This is a genomic window from Enterococcus sp. DIV2402, assembly GCF_017426705.2.
GTDB classification, from domain to species: Bacteria; Bacillota; Bacilli; order Lactobacillales; family Enterococcaceae; genus Enterococcus_F; species Enterococcus_F lowellii.
Window position 1 is genome coordinate 1,745,530 of sequence record NZ_CP147251.1, and the last position, 18,290, is coordinate 1,763,819.

Sequence of the window (18,290 nt, forward strand, 5' to 3'; positions counted from 1 at the left end):
AAAGCTTGTCAGCCGTTTTGGCTGACAAGCTTTTTTTATTATTCTACCGTCACAGATTTAGCTAAGTTACGTGGTTTATCGACATCGTAACCACGTTGTAAAGTAGCGAAATAAGCAATTAATTGTGTTGGAATAACAGAAACTAAAGAAGTTAATAATGGGTGTACATTCGGTAAAACTAATTGATCCGTTGGTCTTGCCAAGTCTTCGCTAGCAATCACAACAGTTTTTGCTCCACGGCTTTCAACTTCTTTTAGATTTCCACGAGTATGAGCGCCTGTATGCGCTTCTGTGATTACGCCGATAACTGGTGTATCATCTTCAATCAAAGCGATTGTTCCGTGTTTCAATTCACCTGCTGCAAAACCTTCTGCTTGGATATATGAAATTTCTTTTAATTTTAAAGAAGCCTCGCAAGAAACGTAGTAATCATTGCCACGACCAATATAAAAAGCGTTGCGTGTTCCTGTTAAATAATCTTCTGTCAATTGTGAAATGACAGCTTTTTCACTAATCATTGTTTCCATCGCAGAAGCAACTAATGCTAGTTCGTGGAATACGTCAAATTCTTTGGCAGCTGCGATTTGTTTCACTTCACCAATCCCTTTGGCAAATAGAGCTAAAACAGCGATTTGACCAGTATAAGCTTTGGTTGAAGCTACAGCAATTTCTGGACCAGCATGTAGTAACAACGTATATTTTGCTTCACGTGAAAGAGTTGAACCTGCCACGTTAGTAATTGTCAATGAAGGGTGATTCAAACGGTTAATTTGGACCAACACTTGACGACTGTCTGCTGTTTCACCACTTTGCGTTAAGAAAATAAAGAATGGTTTTTGTGACAACAATGGCATGTTGTAGCCAAATTCACTTGATAAATGTACTTCAACAGGGATTTCTGTTGTTTTTTCAATCAGTTGTTTGGCAGCTAAACCAGCATTGTAACTTGTACCGCAAGCAACGATGTAAATACGATCGCTGGTGATGACTTCATCAACTAGTTCTTGATCTAATTTGATTGCACCATTTTCTGCTTGATATTCTTGGACAAGACGACGCATAACAGCCGGTTGTTCGTCAATTTCTTTCAACATGTAATAAGGATAAGTTCCTTTTTCAATATCTGTTAAATCCAATTGTGCTTCATAAGATTCGCGATAAACATTGTTGCCTTTTTCGTCTTCAATTTGAATGCCGTCAGCAGTTACAGTAACCATTTCACCATCAACGATTTCAACAAAATGACTTGTTTGATCTAGCATTGCTAAAGCATCGCTACAAATAACATTGAAGCCATCACCAAGACCAATTAATAGTGGGCTTTTATTTTTGGCAACATAGATTGTTTCGCCATCTTCTTTATCGACTAAAGCAAAAGCATATGAACCTTGAATGATTGTCAATGCTTTTTGGAATGCTTCTTTTGTTGAAAGTTGTTCGTTTTCCATTAAAGCTGCAACTAAATGAACAGCGATTTCCGTATCTGTTTCACCATAAAAAGTGTCATCTGTTAAGTACATTTGACGAATTTCTTCAAAGTTTTCAATGACGCCGTTATGAACAAGAACTAGACGACCATTTTGAGAAGTGTGAGGATGAGCATTTTCTTCAGATGGTTTGCCATGTGTTGCCCAACGTGTATGGCCAATACCAATCGTTCCGTTTACTTCTTCTGTCATTTTTTCTTCTAAGTTTTTAATACGACCTTGTGCTTTAATTAAATGATTGTTTTGTTCATCAGCTACAAATAGACCTGCTGAGTCATAGCCACGATATTCTAAACGTTCCAATCCGTTAATAATAATTTTTTCTGCATGTTCTTTTCCTACGATTCCTACGATTCCGCACATAATGAGTTTCCTACTTTCTTTTTGTCATTATGTATTTCTAACTGCGTGACAAGTTTTTTGTGAAGGCTTCACAGCCTTTTTTTGTACTTGTCTGTAGAGTGCAGACCCTAGAGCCACCCGCCGAATATTCGATAAGCTCTATCCTCGTCATCTATCAAATTTTTTTAATAGATCTGGCGCTTAAAATTGGTATAGTCTATATTTATTTGTTTCTTTTTAGAAATACATTGGTAATCATATACATAATCACGTTATAAGTCAACAAAAAAATTAATAAAATTAAATTGGTCTAATTTAATTATTGGAAAAATAGAGAAAAATAGGTTTTCCCTATCAAAATTTTAGTGAATTCGATACAATGATAGAGAAAGAGGGGATAGTATGTCAGAAGTTCAAGCGATGACTTTTAAAGAACTAAAAGAAATTGTACAACAATTGGAAAATGCTAACGTATCTGATGAGACAAAAGTCATGTTAGACACAGGATGGGACAGTTTGCAAGAAATTTTACCGCAATCTATTCAAATGAAAGAAGCACGTTCATTTAAAGTGCAAGATGTTTTAACAGAAGAATTTTTTGGTGGCTATGCATTGATTGAAAAAGCGGAGAAAATGAATGCAGATGGACCAATCGAACAGGTAATTGTGATTGAAAATTTATATTGATAAAGGAGACTGTCAATGAATACAAGGAGATGGGTAGCGGTAGCAATTGCCGTTGGATTATTTATTTTTTCAGGAATTGCTGTATTGATACAACCGAAACAAGAAGAATCGGATGCACTAAGTGGTTTAAATGCATTGCTTTATGGAACAAATGAACTAACGGAATATGTAGTTGAGCCTGGAGATGAGCAACGGCGCATTGCACATTTGTACGTAGAAGGTGAAATTTCTGATACTGGTAGCAGTTTGTTTGCAACAGAAGGATATAACCATCAAGTCTTTTTGGAACAGTTAAAACAAATTCAATATGATCCAACGATTGCCGGCGTGTTATTAGAAGTAAACTCACCAGGTGGAGGCGTTTATCAAAGTGCAGAAATTGCTAAAGAAATTCGCAAAATTCAAGAACTAGAGGTGCCGATTTATGTAACGATGACGCAAATGGCTGCAAGTGGCGGTTATTACATTTCTGCTTCAGCAGATAAAATCTTTGCTACCGATGAAACAGTGACAGGGTCGATTGGGGTCATTATGAGTGGAGTTAATTATGCGGGTTTGTTTGAAAAACTGGGAATTGAAGATGCCACATATAAAAGCGGTGCGTTAAAAGATGTCGGTTCTGGTGCACGAAAAGCAACAGCAGAAGATAAGGAAGTGTTACAAACGTTTGTAAATAACTCGTATAATCGTTTTGTAAAAGTTGTCTCAGAAGGTCGTCAAATGCCGGAAGATCAAGTGCGCAAAATTGCGGATGGTCGTATTTATGATGGGCAACAGGCATTGGATAATGGTTTAGTGGATGCGATAGGTTTTCCAGAAGAAGCACTTGAAGCATTACGAACAGAGCAACAACTAGAAAATGCTGCATTAATTGAATACGAACTTTCAGCAACCGGTTTTGCAAATACTTGGTTTGGTTCGAAATTAGCGGAAGTTCAAGGATTAAAACCATCCGAAAGTAGCCGAGTATTAACAATCCTTGAAAGTATCGGCACACCAGATGCGCCAAAACCTTTATATTACTATGGAGGTGAATAACATGAAGCCATTAGAAAAAAAGCAATCAACCACATCAGATCATCCCGATGACTTTTATCAACAAGTGCTTACATCGTTTAAAGAAAAAGAATACACAGAAGAAGAAATTAAACAAAAGCAAACTGCGTGGCAACGATTGGTTGAGCCTCCCAAAGAATCATTAATCAATGACTTTCCTACGTATTTTTATGCGGGATTTTGGATTCGTCTATGGGCATTTTTAATCGATATTCTTTGTATTGCTGCCATTACTGAAATCTTAATTAACGTTATTTTTCGGGCATTACATTTATCGATGTCTTCTTCGTTATTTAGTCTGTATGGTTTATTGAGTATTAGTATTTACTTGGCTTACTTTACGCTATTAACGAAACTAAATCATGGTCAGACTGTTGGTAAGATGATTTTTGGTATTCGAGTCATTGGTTTGAAAGAAGAAGAATTATCTTGGCAAACAGTTTTGATTCGTGAAGTTGCTTGTCGTTTCATTTTACAAGCCAATCCATTTTTATATTTAGGTTATTTACCTGCCGCTTTTACGAAACGTAAACAGCATGTGGGTGATTATTTAACGGATACAAGCGTTGTTACATTAAATATGATTAAAGCATTTAATAAGCAGGTTCAAATTTAAACAACTGTATAATCAATAGAAGAAAAAGATATCCGAACTATTATCAGAGACCACCATTAAGTAAGGTGAATTTGCGACGAGAAGCAAACTCTTAATAGTTCGGATATTTCATTATTCATTTACTAGATGACACAGATTACTTATTTTTTAGAAAGAAGGCAAGAAAATGTCAGAGATTTTATCCTTTCCTAATGAGGCTGAACGCCTATGGGCAAATGGAAATAAAAAATTTGAACAACAAGAATTTTTAGCAGCTAAACAGTTATTTGAACAATTGTATCAATTAGAGCCGACTTTTCAACACTGCCAAAAATTAGTGGAAACTTTGCAACATTTAGGCGAATTTACTCAAGCGTTAGACCAAGCCGAAGATTACTTAGAAAATTTCTTGAATAATCCAAGCAGTTTTGAAATGTATTTGCGCTTACTGATGTTAGATGGTCAGTATCTAGCAGTCCATAGTTGGTTACACCAAACTGTGTTATCTTTTGATGAGCTGAAACAAGATTTACAAAAACTAGAATTTGCGCAAGAATTAATTGGTGCCAACGATCGAGTGCTGAAAAGAAGACAATTACAAGAATGGGAAAGTACAGGTTATCCAGTACCACAAAAAGCTTGGAATGAATGGCTAAAAAACAGTTCAGCTGCTGATTTTTTACGATTATGCCAAGAATTTCTTCCTACCGCTAAAAATCCGTTTATTATTCCTAAATTAGTAGAAGAATTAGTGAAAATCGGAGCAGATGGAGAAGTGATGATTCGTGGACAAATAGTACATCTGTCTGAATTAACTTTATTAGAAAAAACACCAACCTTACAACAAGTGCATAAATTGTTAAAACAAAAACAATTAAAAGATGTTCAATTAGAAGAAATGATCATTGCTGAAATCCATGCCCATTTTGCCTTGCTGTATCCTTTTTTACCTAATGAATCAGAAGTTTTAGCATGGGTAGATAGTTATTTATTAGAATATAAAAGTCTCTTTGGGGATGAATCAGCTGGTGAACAATTGCAAAACTATGAAAGAATTCAGCAAAAAAAACAAGAACTCAGAGAAATTTATCAAAAATTGCTGTAGAAACATTGGAAGTTGCATTCAAAATGTTTACATTTTTCAAGGCATAGTGTACTATTTAAAGGTATGCATGAAACTATTTCATATGTAAATTTATTTGTTAATTCGGAGGGAAATACATGACTGCAAAATGGGAAAAAACAGGCACCAATAATGGTGAATTAACTTTTTCAATTGCTCAAGAAGAAATTCAAAAAGGCCTAACAACAGCCTTTAATCGTGTGAAAGGAAACCTTAACGTACCAGGATTCCGTAAAGGTAAAGTATCTCGTACAGTATTTAACCGTATGTACGGTGAAGAAGCATTATATGAAGATGCTTTAAACGCTGTATTACCAGAAGCTTATGAAGCTGCTGTAAAAGAAGCTGGAATTGATCCAGTTGCTCAACCAAAAATCGATGTTGAAAGCATGGAAAAAGGCGAAGCATGGGTAATCAAAGCTGAAGTAACAGTTAAACCTGAAGTAAAATTAGGTGACTACAAAAATCTAACTGTTGAAAAACAAGAACGTGAAGTAACTGACGAAGATGTAGATGCTCGTCTAAAACGCGAACAAGAACAACAAGCTGAATTAGTAATCAAAGAAGATGCTGCTGTTGAAGGCGATACAGTAGTAATTGACTTTGAAGGTTTCTTAGGCGATGAAGCTTTTGAAGGTGGAAAAGGCGAAAACTATTCACTTGAATTAGGTTCTGGTTCATTCATTCCAGGATTTGAAGAACAATTAGTTGGTAAAAAAGCTGGCGACAACACAGAAGTAACTGTGACTTTCCCAGAAGATTACCAAGCAGAAGATTTAGCTGGCAAAGAAGCTGTCTTCAAAGTAACTGTTCATGAAGTAAAAGGCAAAGAAGTACCAGAATTAGACGATGAATTTGCAAAAGATGTTGACGATAGCGTTGAAACTTTAGCAGAATTAAAAGAAAAATTCCGTGCTGAAATCCAAGAAAATAAAGAAAAAGCTGCAAAAGAAGCAGTTGAAGAAGCAGCAATTCGTCAAGCGGTTGAAAATGCTGAAATCGTTGAATTACCACACGTAATGGTTCACGATGAAGTTCACCGTGCAATGGATGAATTCTTAAACAACATGCAACGCCAAGGGATTAACCCAGAAATGTACTATCAATTAACTGGTTCTACTGAAGCTGACTTGCATAAACAATTTGAAGGCGAAGCAGATACTCGCGTGAAAACAAACCTTGTAATTGAAGCTATCGTTGCTGCTGAAGGCTTAGAAGCTACTGAAGAAGAAGTTGAAGCAGAAATCAAAGAGTTAGCAGAAAGCTACAACATGCCAGAAGCTCAAGTACGTCGTGTACTTACAGAAGACATGTTAAAACATGACATCAACATGAAGAAAGCTGTAGATTTAATCACTTCTACTGCTGTTGAAGCATAATTTTAAATTAAAGACGACTTGGTTATTATCCAAGTCGTCTTTTTTATTAGTCAATGTTTACTAAATGAATGAGCGAGGACGGATTAGCTGAAACTAATTTTTGAAGACAGCTAGGCTTTAATGCAGAGATATCATCTTTAGAAATCCAACTGATAAACTCTTCTTCAGATTCGCTCGCATAATTTTCTTTAGTTGGAATTGTTCCACGATAGATATAGAGAAATTCATGGTATTGCTGTTTTTCTTGCTGAAAAAAATTTTCAATAATTGCCCAAAGTTGTGCATCTATTAATTGTTCACCCGTTTCTTCAAATAGTTCACGATAAATGCCTGCTAGTGTTGTTTCAGAAAATTTAAGGCGACCGCCGGGTAGCGAAATAGTGCCATCAGGATAAGTAGCCACGAGTAACTGATTTTCTTGTTCAATCCATGCGGCAACACGGATAGTTAGTTTTCCTTCTGGCATTTCAAGCGTTAAATCATTCATCAAAACCCTCCTTTTAAATATACTATTTCTATCCTATCTTTAAATAAATTAAAACACAATATTTCTTTGTTTTTACAAAAGCATGGAACGGATTGCTTTTCATCGTTTTGTTACGGTATAATTCTAAAGTGATAGTTATTTTTATTTAGTTTAGAGGAGTGTGTAAACATCAAATTTAAAAAAATTGGAATAATTTTCTTTTTGCTTGTCATTAGCGTTATCTTTGGTAGCTATCTTTGGAAAAGCTTAAATGTACTAGAGATGCAGGTAACGCAAGTAACGACGAGTGAAACAAGTATTTTTAGTCGTGAAGAAACCTTAGAAACAACCATCCAATCTTCCAGTAGTTCTCAAGAATATATACTCAATGACACAGAGCTGCTTGCTAGTGCTGATAAGGTTGCGTATGGGGTCTATTATTTTAACGACAAAAAAGAATTGTCTCATGCTAAAGAAGAAGCATTTATCGCTGCAAGTGTAATTAAAGTATTTATTATGGAGTATGTCTATACCCATCTAGAACAAACGATGGAGATTGCTGGCTATTCTGTGGATGAACTAGTTCGTTTAATGATTCAAAATAGTGACAATCAAGCAACCAATATCTTGATTGATTTTATTGGGCTGGATACATTAAATGAATTCTTTACTATTAATTACACATCGACTCAATTACAAAGAAAAATGTTAGACGAAAATGCACGAGCCCAAGGGTTAGAAAATTATACCTCAGTTAAAGATGTTTTGACCTTTTTAGAAACTATCTATCTTCATCGAGACCAGTTTCTTTATTCGGAAATGTTGCAATTATTATTAGGACAAACAATTCGGACCAAAATACCGAGTAAATTTCCTGAAGAGGTATTAATTGCAAATAAAACTGGTGAGCTTGAAAACGTGGAAAATGATGTAGCTTTGATTCTAGATGATGAAAATCCGTTGGCTATTGTTATTTTAACAGAAGACGTTCATGGCAATGGTATCGTACGTGAAGCAATTGGTAGCTTTGCGTTAGAAGCCTGGCATGATAAATAAAAGGAAGTGTAAAAAATGAAGTACTGTCCGAGTTGTGGCAAAGAATTACTTGAAGGAGCAAATTTTTGCGGTCAATGTGGAACAAAGATAGAAAAAGAAATTCCGAAAGAAGTGCCGTTAACTAAAGAAGAACCCCCAAAAACGCCTGTCGAACCAGTCGTTGCGAAAAAAATTTCACCAGTCAAAGCAGAACGATCAGAAATCATTAAGAAGAAGAGACCAAATCCCTTGATTATTACCCTGCTTTTAATTATTTTTGGAATTGGTTTAGCTATATGGTTTTTATTATCTGTTTTTACAACCAAACCAGAAGCAACTATAACTGAAGCGACGGATATTTCAACTACCGAGACAACCAGTCTTTCTACAACCGCAAGTACAATTGCTTCAACAACGGCTAGTTCAGAAGAACCTTTGAGTGCTAAATATGATGATATTCTTGAAAATGCGCAACGTTTAGCTGATGAAGGGAATTATTCAGAATCTGAATTAGAATTAAGTACGATTCCAGAAGAAGTTCTAGCGCGTTCAGAATATGCTTCAGTTAAAAAAGTTGTAGATGAAATTCATGCTCAAAATCAACCAGCAATTGAAGCTGCAAAAGCGAAAGAAGAAGCAGAACAGAAAAAAGCAGAACAAGAACAAAAAGCGAAAGAAGAGCAAGCAAAAAAAGAAAAAGCCAACAAAAAAGAAGAGAAAAGTGATCCGGTGTTTGTCGGAGATTTTGCTTCATGGGCAACTAGCTATGGATTTTACTTTGCGCAAGAAAAACAAAATCAAAGTTCGCTAACGATTGGCACAGATGGTCGAGTAACGAAAGATGCTCAAACTGGTAAAGCAACCGTTGAGAATTATAGTGGTGATACACTAAGTTATGAGACCAATGAACAAAAGCCGACTAAAATTCCTGCAACTAAAACCGTTCACCCTAACGTGAGAATTACCATTAAATGGGACAATGGTGGGAGCCAAGTCTTGTATGGTTATACCTCATTTACTGGACGTCTTGTTCTAACCGATGGCGCTTCTAAAGGAAATGGTATTAATGAAGTGTGGATTACCAATTAAAGAAAAGTCTAGGCGATAGAAAAATCGCTTAGACTTTTTATTTATACGCATTTATTATCAGAAAATTTTTACATTAAGAAAGCTTAATTCTCAAGGCTTAAAGGCTTTTTCTTTCTAAGGAACTATGCTAAAATGGATAAAGACTGTTAAAGTCAGAAATGTTTTTTTCCAGTCGGAAAGAAAAAATCAAGGGGTGAACACCATGTACGACAATACTAACGGAAATGAACCGATACGCTGCTCTTTTTGTGGCAAAGCACAAGAAGAAGTGAAGAAAATCGTAGCTGGTCCTGGTGTCTACATTTGTGATGAATGCATTGAATTATGTAAAGAAATCATTGACGAAGAGTTCTACGAAGAAGCGATTCGTGAATTTATGGAAGTACCAAAACCAAAAGAAATTCTTGATGTCTTAAATGAATACGTGATTGGACAAGATCGTGCGAAGCGTGCATTAGCTGTTGCGGTTTACAACCATTATAAACGCGTAAATGTAGAAAAAACAGAAGAAGACGATGTGGAACTACAAAAAAGTAATATCTGTCTTATCGGACCAACTGGATCTGGTAAAACATTTTTAGCTCAAACACTAGCAAGAAGTTTAAACGTGCCTTTTGCAATTGCAGATGCAACCAGTTTAACAGAAGCTGGCTATGTTGGTGAAGATGTTGAAAATATCTTGTTGAAATTATTACAAGCCGCAGATTATAATGTAGAACGTGCAGAAAAGGGCATTATTTACATTGATGAAATCGATAAAATTGCGCGTAAAAGTGAAAATGTATCGATTACACGTGATGTTTCTGGTGAAGGTGTGCAACAAGCGTTACTTAAAATCTTGGAAGGAACAACCGCAAGCGTTCCTCCTCAAGGTGGCAGAAAACATCCACATCAAGAGATGATTCAAATTGATACTACGAATATTCTCTTTATTGTAGGCGGAGCATTTGATGGAATTGAAACAATTGTTAAAAACCGCATGGGTGAAAAAACAATTGGTTTTGGTTCAAACAATCAAAAAATTGCCGAGGATGAAAGTGTTATGAAACATATCATCCCTGAAGACTTATTGAAATTCGGATTAATCCCAGAATTTATCGGACGCTTACCAGTGATGGCTGCTTTAGATAAATTGACGACGGATGATTTGGTTCATATTTTGACAGAACCTAAAAATGCTTTAGTGAAACAATATAAGAAGTTAATGTCATTAGATGATACAGAGCTTGAATTTGAAGCGGGAGCATTAAAAGCTATCGCTCAAAAAGCTATCGAACGCAATACAGGTGCTCGTGGCTTACGTTCAATTATTGAAGACATTATGATGGATGTTATGTTTGAAGCACCATCAAAAGCTGAAATTGAAAAAGTAACGATTACTGAAGCAGCAGCTAAAGGTGAAGCAGAACCATTAATCAGTTATAAAGAAGAAAAAAAAGCAGGGTAAGGCAATAAACCGGATAGTGATTTTCCTATCCGGTTTCCTGTTTTTACGAAAGGAAGAATCATATGAAAGTTCATTCATCCGATATTGTGATTAGTGCTGTTGCTCCAGCGCAATATCCAGAAACAGAATTACCTGAGATTGCTTTAGCCGGGCGTTCGAATGTAGGGAAATCCTCTTTCATTAATACATTAATTAATAGAAAAAACTTAGCACGAACTTCGTCAAAACCAGGGAAAACACAAACCTTGAATTTTTATTTAATTGAAAATTCATTACATTTTGTAGACGTACCTGGATATGGTTATGCAAAAGTTTCTAAAACAGAGCGTGCAAAATGGGGAAAAATGATTGAAACGTATTTAACTCAACGTGAACAATTGCGAGCAGTCGTATCGCTAATTGACTTGCGTCATGCGCCAACACAAGAGGATATTCAAATGTATCAATTCTTAAAATACTACGAGATCCCTGTGATTGTGGTTGCAACAAAAGCGGATAAAATTCCTCGTGGAAAATGGAATAAACATGAAAGTGTCATCAAAAAAGCCCTAGATTTTGATAAAACAGATAAATTTATTCTTTTTTCATCAGTTACGAAACAAGGAAAAGAAGAAGCATGGCAAGCCATTGAAGAAGCCATCAAATAAAGAAGTGTTACATTCAGAAACAATCTGTTTGTAACACTTCTTTTTATTTATCTTTTTTGTCAGTTTCTTTTTTCTTAGGTGTCGGGTTTAAGAAACGTTCAATATCTGGTTTCTTTTCTTCTTTTTTTTCATCTGGAAAAAAGGCGAATTCTTCAAATTTTTTATCTAAAGAATCATCTCGTTGGAATTTTAAACTCATGCTGTCACCTCCACTATAGAAAGTTTAGCATGAAAAGTCTGAAGATACACGTAAAAAATCTTTTTCACTCTACTGAAAGAAAACACATATGTTACAATAAATGTGAAGGAAACATCCAGGGGGTGATTAAATGCAACTGACAGAGAAAATGTATTGTTACATACAAGCTGTACCGCCAAAAGGAAAGCGGTATCAAGAGTGGATTAGGAATGGTTTATCATTTGGTCGGATTGTATTTAATCCGTTATATATTGAATTTAACCAGCAAATCTTACCTTTTTCAGTAAAGACTCAAGATAAATTGATTGATGCAGCAATGCTTGGAGATAATTTTATTTTACGCATTCATGATCAATGGAGTGAGACAGTTATTCAACGGCATAATGAGGTGTTATTTGAGCGTCATTATTTTACAAAAGAACAATTTGAACAAAATCGGCCGATGATTTTTGATTATGTCAAGTTACGAATGGAAAAAGCTACGTTTGCATATATTCGTTCCTACGATGAATTTTTATATCACAATATTGAACAGCCTAATTATCGTAAAATAATTGAATCTGAAGAAGAAATGGCGCATTATCCGAAAAAGAAAAATACCCAAGGCGAAGTGATTATTGATGGGAATTATTTTGCTGGATTTGATATTTTTCATGTCGGTTTTTGTCTAACGTCTTGTTGGCAGATGTATTTTAGTCCTTCATACAGTGAGGTTTTACCTCTAAACTTGATTAGAGAGGTGCAGCAAGTTGATAGGGTAGAAGAATTAGCAACTGGAACGATTTTAGTGGAGCTATATAAAGATCCCTATCGTTGGAATATGCCGGCGAATTTACATTTTCAGCGCATGTTTCGGAATCAACTAGGCATTGATCAATTGAGTTGGTTAAACGGAGTAGGTGTATTACGCGAACCCTTTGTGGAATATCGCACGTCTTTTAATTTATTACAAATCATTCAATATCAAAATGATTTTTTACAGCCAGTTCCTAAGAGTCAATCCACACATTTTGTTACTCGTATGTATAATCCACTGACAAAAGAAGAACAGGTTAGTCGAATAAAAGGAACCTTAAATACTCAGGCTTATTTCCCATTGATTAATGAACGACAGCGAAAGATGAAGACAGTTATTACGTTGTTTGTTGATCAGACAATTGACGAAGGATTAGAAGCATATGAATTTTATTTGCGTCAATATTTAGCCATTAATTTGGATGATAAAAAGTATAAATCTTATACGCCAATTATTACCTTTTTTTTACCAGATGAATATGTGACAAAAATTCCTTTAGCAAAACTAAAAGAACGCATGTCCGATGTTTTATTTAGCAAAGAAAAAATGGGCAGAAAGAAAAGTGTATTTTCTGTCAAAAAAGGCGAGGTTCAGCTGCAAGTAGAACTTTTGCCTTTAAGTACTATTTATCCAATAGAAAAAGCGTCAAGTACGTAACATGTACTTGACGCTTCTTTTTATTTTTCGATTGGTTTTCTTAAAATACCTAATAAGATACCAGATACCACAGCACCGATAGCCACGAATGCTAAGTATAATAATGGATTTGATAACAATGGAACTACGAAGATACCACCATGAGGAGCCATCAAGCGAATACCGAATGCACCGACTAATCCACCAGTTAATGCTGAACCAACAATGAAACTTGGAATTGCACGTAATGGGTCAGCAGCTGCAAATGGAATTGCGCCTTCTGTTACGAATGATAGACCCATAACAATGTTTGTTAAACCAGCTTCATTTTCTTGTTTTGTAAATTTATTTTTAAATAAACGAGTTGCAACAAAGATTGCTAATGGTGGAACCATACCACCTGCCATAACAGCCGCCATCACGATACTACCGCCTTGTGCCACTGTTGCAGCAATTGTACCAGTACCGAATACATAAGCTGCTTTGTTAATTGGTCCACCTAAGTCAGCCGCCATCATACCTGCTAATAAGGCACCTAATAACGCAGCATTTGCACCATCTAAACTTTGTAGGAAACCATTTAAACCATCATTGATAGCTTTCATAGGAACATTGACTAATAACATGATGAATCCAGTAATTAATAATCCAAAGAAAGGATAGAACAAGATTGTTTTAATACCATCTAATGACTTTGGCAATCCTTTTAATAGTTTGCGTAGGAAAACAATCACATATCCGGCAATGAAACCACCTAGTAAAGCGCCTAAGAATCCAGCACCACCAGCATTTGCTAAAGCACCGGCAGCAAAACCAGCAACTAATCCAGGACGGTCACCGATACTCATTGCAATAAAACCAGCTAAGACCGGTAACATAAAGCCAAATGCAGCCCCACCAATTTGGTTAAACCATGCAGCTGCTTGGTTATAAGAACCTAATTGTCCTAAAGCATCATTAGGAACACCGATAAATTGATCAACCATGAATGAAATGGCGATTAAAATCCCACCAGCGATAACGAATGGTAACATATGAGAAACACCATTCATTAAGTTTTTGTAGATTTCTTGTCCGATAGAACCTTTTTCGCTTGATTCTTCAGAAGATGCACTACCGTCACCATGATAAATTGGAGCAGAACCACTTAAGGCAAGATTGATTAGTTCTTCTGTTTTACGAATACCATCACCAACTGGACGGTTAACTAAATGTTTGCCATCAAAACGAGCCATCTCAACTTTTTTATCCGCAGCAACGATGACACCAGTTGCACGTTCAATATCTTGAGTTGTTAAACGATTTTTAATGCCCTCAGAACCATTTGTTTCAACTTTAATATCGACACCTAATTCTTTTGCTTTTTTCTTCAAAGAATCTTCTGCCATATAGGTATGAGCAATACCAGTCGGGCAAGCTGTTACAGCTACGATAAATGGACGATTACTTGTTGTTTCAATTGTTGCTTCCGCCGCTTTTTCCGCCGCTTTTTCTTCCGCTTCTGCTTTTTCCGCTTCGGCAAAAGTTGCTTGAACTTCTTCAGGTGTTTTAGCAACTTTTAGTTTTGCAACAAAATCAGGGTTGATTAATTGACGAGATAGGGCAGCTAAAGCTTGTAAATGAGTGTCATTTGCGCCTTCTGGAGCGGCAATCATAAAGAACAGATAAGTTGGTTGACCATCTAATGCTTCATAATCGACTCCTTTACTACTTTTGGCAAACAATACTGTCGCTTCTTTAACAGCCGCATTTTTTGCATGAGGCATAGCAATGCCATCGCCTAAGCCTGTTGAAGTTTGTGCTTCACGAGCGAGAATTCCTTCTTTATAAGTTTCAATGTCAGAAATTCTGCCTGCATCGTACATTTTTTGAATCATTTCATCGATAGCACCTTTTTTATCAGTTGCTTGTAAATCCATGATCATCGCATCTTTGATTAATAAGTCATTGATTTGCATGTTATAGACCTCCTATAATTTTGTGATTTCTACTTCTGGAAGTAGTTCCTGAATAAAGGCAGCTTCAGCTAAGTCATCTGAAAAAGCAGTGGCACTACCACAAGCAACACCCCATTTGAACGCTTCAACCGAATCTTGTGTTTTTGCATATTGCCCGATAAAACCTGCAATCATCGAATCACCAGCGCCCACAGAATTTTTTAATTCACGTTTTAAAACATTTGATTGGTAAGTGCCATCTTCTGTAATTAAAAGAGCGCCATCACCAGCCATTGAAATTAAAACGTTTTTTGCGCCTTCTGCTAATAATTTTTTCCCATGCTCGATAATATCATCGATGGATTCAAATGTTGTGTGGTATAAATCAGCTAATTCATGATTATTAGGTTTTACTAGTAATGGACGGTGTTTCAATGCTTGTAAGAGATCATCGCCCGTTGTATCAATCACAAATTCTGCGCCTTTTTCTTCAATTAATTGAATCAATTCTTGATAGAATCCTTTGCGCAAGCCTGCTGGAGTACTTCCTGAAAGAACGACAATATCACCAGAAGAAACAACGGATAACGCGTCTTTCAAGTTTTGAATTTCTTCATCAGAGAGAGCAGGACCTAATCCATTAATCTCAGTTTCTTCTTCGGCTTTTAGCTTGACATTAATCCGTGTATCTTCTTTCACTGGTGTGAATTGGCAATCAATGCCTTCTTGTTCCATCCAGTTTTCAATGAAAGAACCTGTAAATCCTCCTAAAAATCCTAACGCAGTAGAAGTCGAATCAATTCTTTGTAAGATACGAGAAACATTGATTCCTTTTCCACCAGGAAGTTTGAAGTCTTGTGACATACGATTGACATCGCCCATTTTTAAATCCTTTACATGAACAATATAATCAATCGAAGGGTTTAAAGTCATTGTGTAAATCATGATTTTACCTCCATAATTTTAGTTTGCAGTTGAAATTTACGATAAATATCTTTTGGACATTCATTTGTAATAATTTCAGCTGCTTTTAATGATGCAACTTGGGTAAAGGTTGTCTGTTGAAATTTGGAGCAATCCAACAAAACAAAAGCAATTTGACTTTGTGACATAGCAATTTTCTTAACGACAGCCTCTTCTGGATCAGGAGTGGTGAAACCAGCTTCTAAATGGGCACCGTTCATTCCCATAAATGCTTTACTAAAATGAAATTGCTTTAATTGCCGCAATGTTTCATAACCTAGGGTCGCATTTGTAGAAAGTTTGATTGCACCGCCGAGAATAATTGTTTCAATTTCTCGATCAACTAAAAGAGAGGCGTGTTTCACGGAATTGGTCACAACTTTTATAGATAAATCATTTGGAATAAATGGAATCATTTCGATTGTTGTTGTGCCCGCGTCCAAGTAAATAACGTCTTCTTTTGTGATTAAGCTTGCTGCCGCTTTTGCGATAGCAAGTTTCTCGGTATGAAACTGTTGCTGTTTCTCATTCATCGTGGCTTCAAAATTCAACCGGGGTCGTTTTTTTGCACCGCCGTGGATACGAGTGAGCAATCCTTGGTTTTCCAGATTTTGTAAATCTCGACGAATGGTAGACTCCGATGCTTTGAGGGGGAGTAGAAGTTCATTAATCGTAACAATGTCATTTTCTTCCACTTTTGTTAAGATATGTTGATATCTCTCTTCTGTAAGCATTTTCATTCACCTCTTCATCGAGTATTTTAACATGCCTATTTGCTTAAATCAATCAAAAACAGTAGAAAACATTCAAAATAAATCATTTTATGAAAACAAGCTATTATTTGACAAATAAATAGAAAATTTGCTTAATGAAGATATGGGAGGTCATCATATGAAAAACAAAACAATTTTACAAGGTTTCGAATGGGATTTACCTGCTGATGCCACACATTGGCAAACAATTCAAAAAAAAGCAAAAGAATTACATGACTTAGGTTTTACAGCTGTGTGGTTACCACCAGCATACAAAGCATCATCAGGGATTAAAGATGTAGGATATGGTGTCTATGACCATTATGATCTAGGAGAATTTGATCAAAAGGATACAGTTCCTACAAAATATGGAACAAAAGACGAATATCTTCAGGCAATTCAAGCTTTACATGAAAATGAATTGGAAGTATATGCAGATATTGTTTTTAATCATTTGATGGGCGCTGATGAAACAGAAACGGTGCCTGCCGTTCAATACAATACAGAGAATCGAACAGAAGCAGTCAGCGGTGAAGAAGAAATTGAAGCATGGACAAAATTTACGTATCCTGGTCGAAAAGGTACGTACAACGATTATGTTTGGACGTGGAAAAATTTTTCTGGTGTTGATTATGATGCACGTACCAAAGAACACGCAATTTATAATTTTGCCGATAAAGGTTGGGATGAAGAAGTCGATAAAGAAGATGGCAATTTCGACTATTTAATGGGCTGCGATTTAGATATGGAAAACCCTGAAACAGTTGAGCAGTTGGATAAATGGGGAAAATGGTATCAAGAATTAACCAATGTTGATGGGTACCGTTTAGACGCCGTGAAACATATTCAATTTGATTATTATGTAGATTGGTTAATCAATCGTCGTGAAGAAAAAGGTAAAAGCCTTTTTGTTGTCGGTGAATATTGGTCGAACGATTTGGAAAAATTAGAAACCTATCTTGATTCGTCAGGAAATTTAATTTATTTATTTGATGTACCGCTGCATTTTAATTTTTATGAAGCAGCAAATTCCAATGGTGAATTCGATATGACGCAAATTTTTAATCATACGCTTGTTGATTCTCGTGAGGATTTTGCAGTTACTTTTGTCGATAATCATGATACGCAAAAAGGGCAAAGCTTAGAATCGTGGATTGACGGTTGGTTTAAAGTACATGCCTATACTTTAACGCTTCTTCGTAAACAAGGAATACCGGTTGTGTTCTGGGGAGATTTATATGGTATTCCTGCGCAAGATATTCAACCAGTTGGGGATGATTTGCATGCTTTGTTAAGACTGCGAAATGAAACAGATTTTGGGAATCAAATTGATTATTTTGATAATCCAGACTGTATTGGTTGGGTTTTAACAGGCGACTTTGAAGATCCTGCTTCGGGTATAGCTGTTGTTATGACGAATGGTAAAGGCAGTGAGAAAGAAATGACGGTTAGTGCGATTCATCGCGACAAAACATTTGTCGATGTCTTAGGAAATAATGAAACAAAAGTTGTCCTTGATGAAAATGGCAAAGGTGTCTTTCCAGTAAATGATGGACAGGTTTCTGTCTATGTCCAAGAAGAGGTTGCTAACCAATTGCGATAAATATAAGCTGACTATTTTCAAAAGAAATAGTCAGTTTTTTTGTAAATTTTC

17 protein-coding genes are annotated in these 18,290 nt (G+C 35.9%); 11 read left to right on the top strand and 6 right to left on the bottom strand.

All coding sequences use genetic code 11. From position 1 onward, the window contains the following. Positions 1–38: 38 nt before the first annotated feature. Positions 39–1,850: a glutamine--fructose-6-phosphate transaminase (isomerizing) gene (gene glmS, locus DOK78_RS08470; RefSeq protein ID WP_207940765.1), complete on the bottom strand. Its 1,812-nt coding sequence runs from the start codon at positions 1,848–1,850 to the stop codon at positions 39–41. A 381-nt stretch (positions 1,851–2,231) separates the two neighbouring features. Between glmS and DOK78_RS08475 the strand changes: the two genes are divergently transcribed. The 5 genes from DOK78_RS08475 to tig all read left to right on the top strand — a co-directional run bounded on the left by DOK78_RS08475 (position 2,232) and on the right by tig (position 6,669). Then, the gene (locus tag DOK78_RS08475) at positions 2,232–2,516 is read left to right on the top strand and encodes a hypothetical protein (RefSeq protein WP_207940764.1); all 285 of its coding nucleotides are present in this window, start codon (positions 2,232–2,234) and stop codon (positions 2,514–2,516) included. A 15-nt stretch (positions 2,517–2,531) separates the two neighbouring features. After that, on the top strand, positions 2,532–3,554 hold the full coding sequence (gene sppA, locus DOK78_RS08480) for a signal peptide peptidase SppA (protein WP_207940763.1): 1,023 nt from the start codon (positions 2,532–2,534) through the stop codon (positions 3,552–3,554). Between the two features lies 1 nt (position 3,555). Next, positions 3,556–4,188 (top strand): RDD family protein, encoded by a 633-nt coding sequence (locus DOK78_RS08485; RefSeq protein ID WP_339076089.1) that lies wholly within the window; start codon positions 3,556–3,558, stop codon positions 4,186–4,188. Between the two features lie 166 nt (positions 4,189–4,354). Continuing rightward, positions 4,355–5,272, top strand: a complete 918-nt coding sequence (locus tag DOK78_RS08490; RefSeq protein ID WP_207940761.1) for a hypothetical protein — start codon at positions 4,355–4,357, stop codon at positions 5,270–5,272. A gap of 116 nt (positions 5,273–5,388) precedes the next feature. After that, positions 5,389–6,669: a trigger factor gene (tig, locus tag DOK78_RS08495; protein ID WP_207940760.1), complete on the top strand. Its 1,281-nt coding sequence runs from the start codon at positions 5,389–5,391 to the stop codon at positions 6,667–6,669. 46 nt (positions 6,670–6,715) lie between these two features. Here tig and DOK78_RS08500 read toward each other — a convergent pair whose 3' ends face one another. After that, the gene (locus tag DOK78_RS08500) at positions 6,716–7,156 is read right to left on the bottom strand and encodes an NUDIX hydrolase (RefSeq protein ID WP_207940759.1); all 441 of its coding nucleotides are present in this window, start codon (positions 7,154–7,156) and stop codon (positions 6,716–6,718) included. 201 nt (positions 7,157–7,357) lie between these two features. On the opposite strand from DOK78_RS08500, the gene DOK78_RS08505 reads away from it, so the two are divergent. The 4 genes from DOK78_RS08505 to yihA all read left to right on the top strand — a co-directional run bounded on the left by DOK78_RS08505 (position 7,358) and on the right by yihA (position 11,353). Next, positions 7,358–8,191 carry a serine hydrolase gene (locus tag DOK78_RS08505; RefSeq protein ID WP_207940758.1) on the top strand — a complete coding sequence of 278 codons (834 nt, stop codon included), beginning with the start codon at positions 7,358–7,360 and terminating at the stop codon, positions 8,189–8,191. A gap of 15 nt (positions 8,192–8,206) precedes the next feature. Further along, positions 8,207–9,259 carry a zinc ribbon domain-containing protein gene (locus DOK78_RS08510; RefSeq protein WP_207940757.1) on the top strand — a complete coding sequence of 351 codons (1,053 nt, stop codon included), beginning with the start codon at positions 8,207–8,209 and terminating at the stop codon, positions 9,257–9,259. A gap of 202 nt (positions 9,260–9,461) precedes the next feature. Next, on the top strand, positions 9,462–10,706 hold the full coding sequence (gene clpX, locus DOK78_RS08515; protein WP_207940756.1) for an ATP-dependent Clp protease ATP-binding subunit ClpX: 1,245 nt from the start codon (positions 9,462–9,464) through the stop codon (positions 10,704–10,706). A gap of 62 nt (positions 10,707–10,768) precedes the next feature. Beyond that, entirely contained in the window at positions 10,769–11,353 is a 585-nt protein-coding gene (gene yihA, locus DOK78_RS08520) for a ribosome biogenesis GTP-binding protein YihA/YsxC (RefSeq protein WP_207940755.1), read from the top strand. A 43-nt stretch (positions 11,354–11,396) separates the two neighbouring features. On the opposite strand, the gene DOK78_RS08525 is transcribed toward yihA, so the two are convergent. Beyond that, positions 11,397–11,552, bottom strand: a complete 156-nt coding sequence (locus tag DOK78_RS08525) for an SPJ_0845 family protein (RefSeq protein ID WP_207940754.1) — start codon at positions 11,550–11,552, stop codon at positions 11,397–11,399. 130 nt (positions 11,553–11,682) lie between these two features. Between DOK78_RS08525 and DOK78_RS08530 the strand changes: the two genes are divergently transcribed. Further along, positions 11,683–13,005 carry a hypothetical protein gene (locus DOK78_RS08530; RefSeq protein ID WP_207940753.1) on the top strand — a complete coding sequence of 441 codons (1,323 nt, stop codon included), beginning with the start codon at positions 11,683–11,685 and terminating at the stop codon, positions 13,003–13,005. 20 nt (positions 13,006–13,025) lie between these two features. On the opposite strand, the gene DOK78_RS08535 is transcribed toward DOK78_RS08530, so the two are convergent. From DOK78_RS08535 to DOK78_RS08545, 3 genes are read right to left on the bottom strand one after another with little or no spacing between them, the layout of a single operon-like run. Next, the gene (locus DOK78_RS08535) at positions 13,026–14,942 is read right to left on the bottom strand and encodes a PTS fructose transporter subunit IIABC (protein WP_207940752.1); all 1,917 of its coding nucleotides are present in this window, start codon (positions 14,940–14,942) and stop codon (positions 13,026–13,028) included. A gap of 12 nt (positions 14,943–14,954) precedes the next feature. Beyond that, positions 14,955–15,866 (bottom strand): 1-phosphofructokinase, encoded by a 912-nt coding sequence (gene pfkB, locus DOK78_RS08540; RefSeq protein WP_207940751.1) that lies wholly within the window; start codon positions 15,864–15,866, stop codon positions 14,955–14,957. Further along, positions 15,863–16,618, bottom strand: coding sequence for a DeoR/GlpR family DNA-binding transcription regulator (locus tag DOK78_RS08545; RefSeq protein ID WP_207940750.1), 756 nt, complete (start codon positions 16,616–16,618; stop codon positions 15,863–15,865). Before DOK78_RS08545 ends, pfkB begins: the two co-directional genes overlap by 4 nt. Before the next feature lie 157 nt (positions 16,619–16,775). Between DOK78_RS08545 and DOK78_RS08550 the strand changes: the two genes are divergently transcribed. Beyond that, positions 16,776–18,239 carry an alpha-amylase gene (locus tag DOK78_RS08550; protein ID WP_207940749.1) on the top strand — a complete coding sequence of 488 codons (1,464 nt, stop codon included), beginning with the start codon at positions 16,776–16,778 and terminating at the stop codon, positions 18,237–18,239. Positions 18,240–18,290 lie beyond the last annotated feature (51 nt).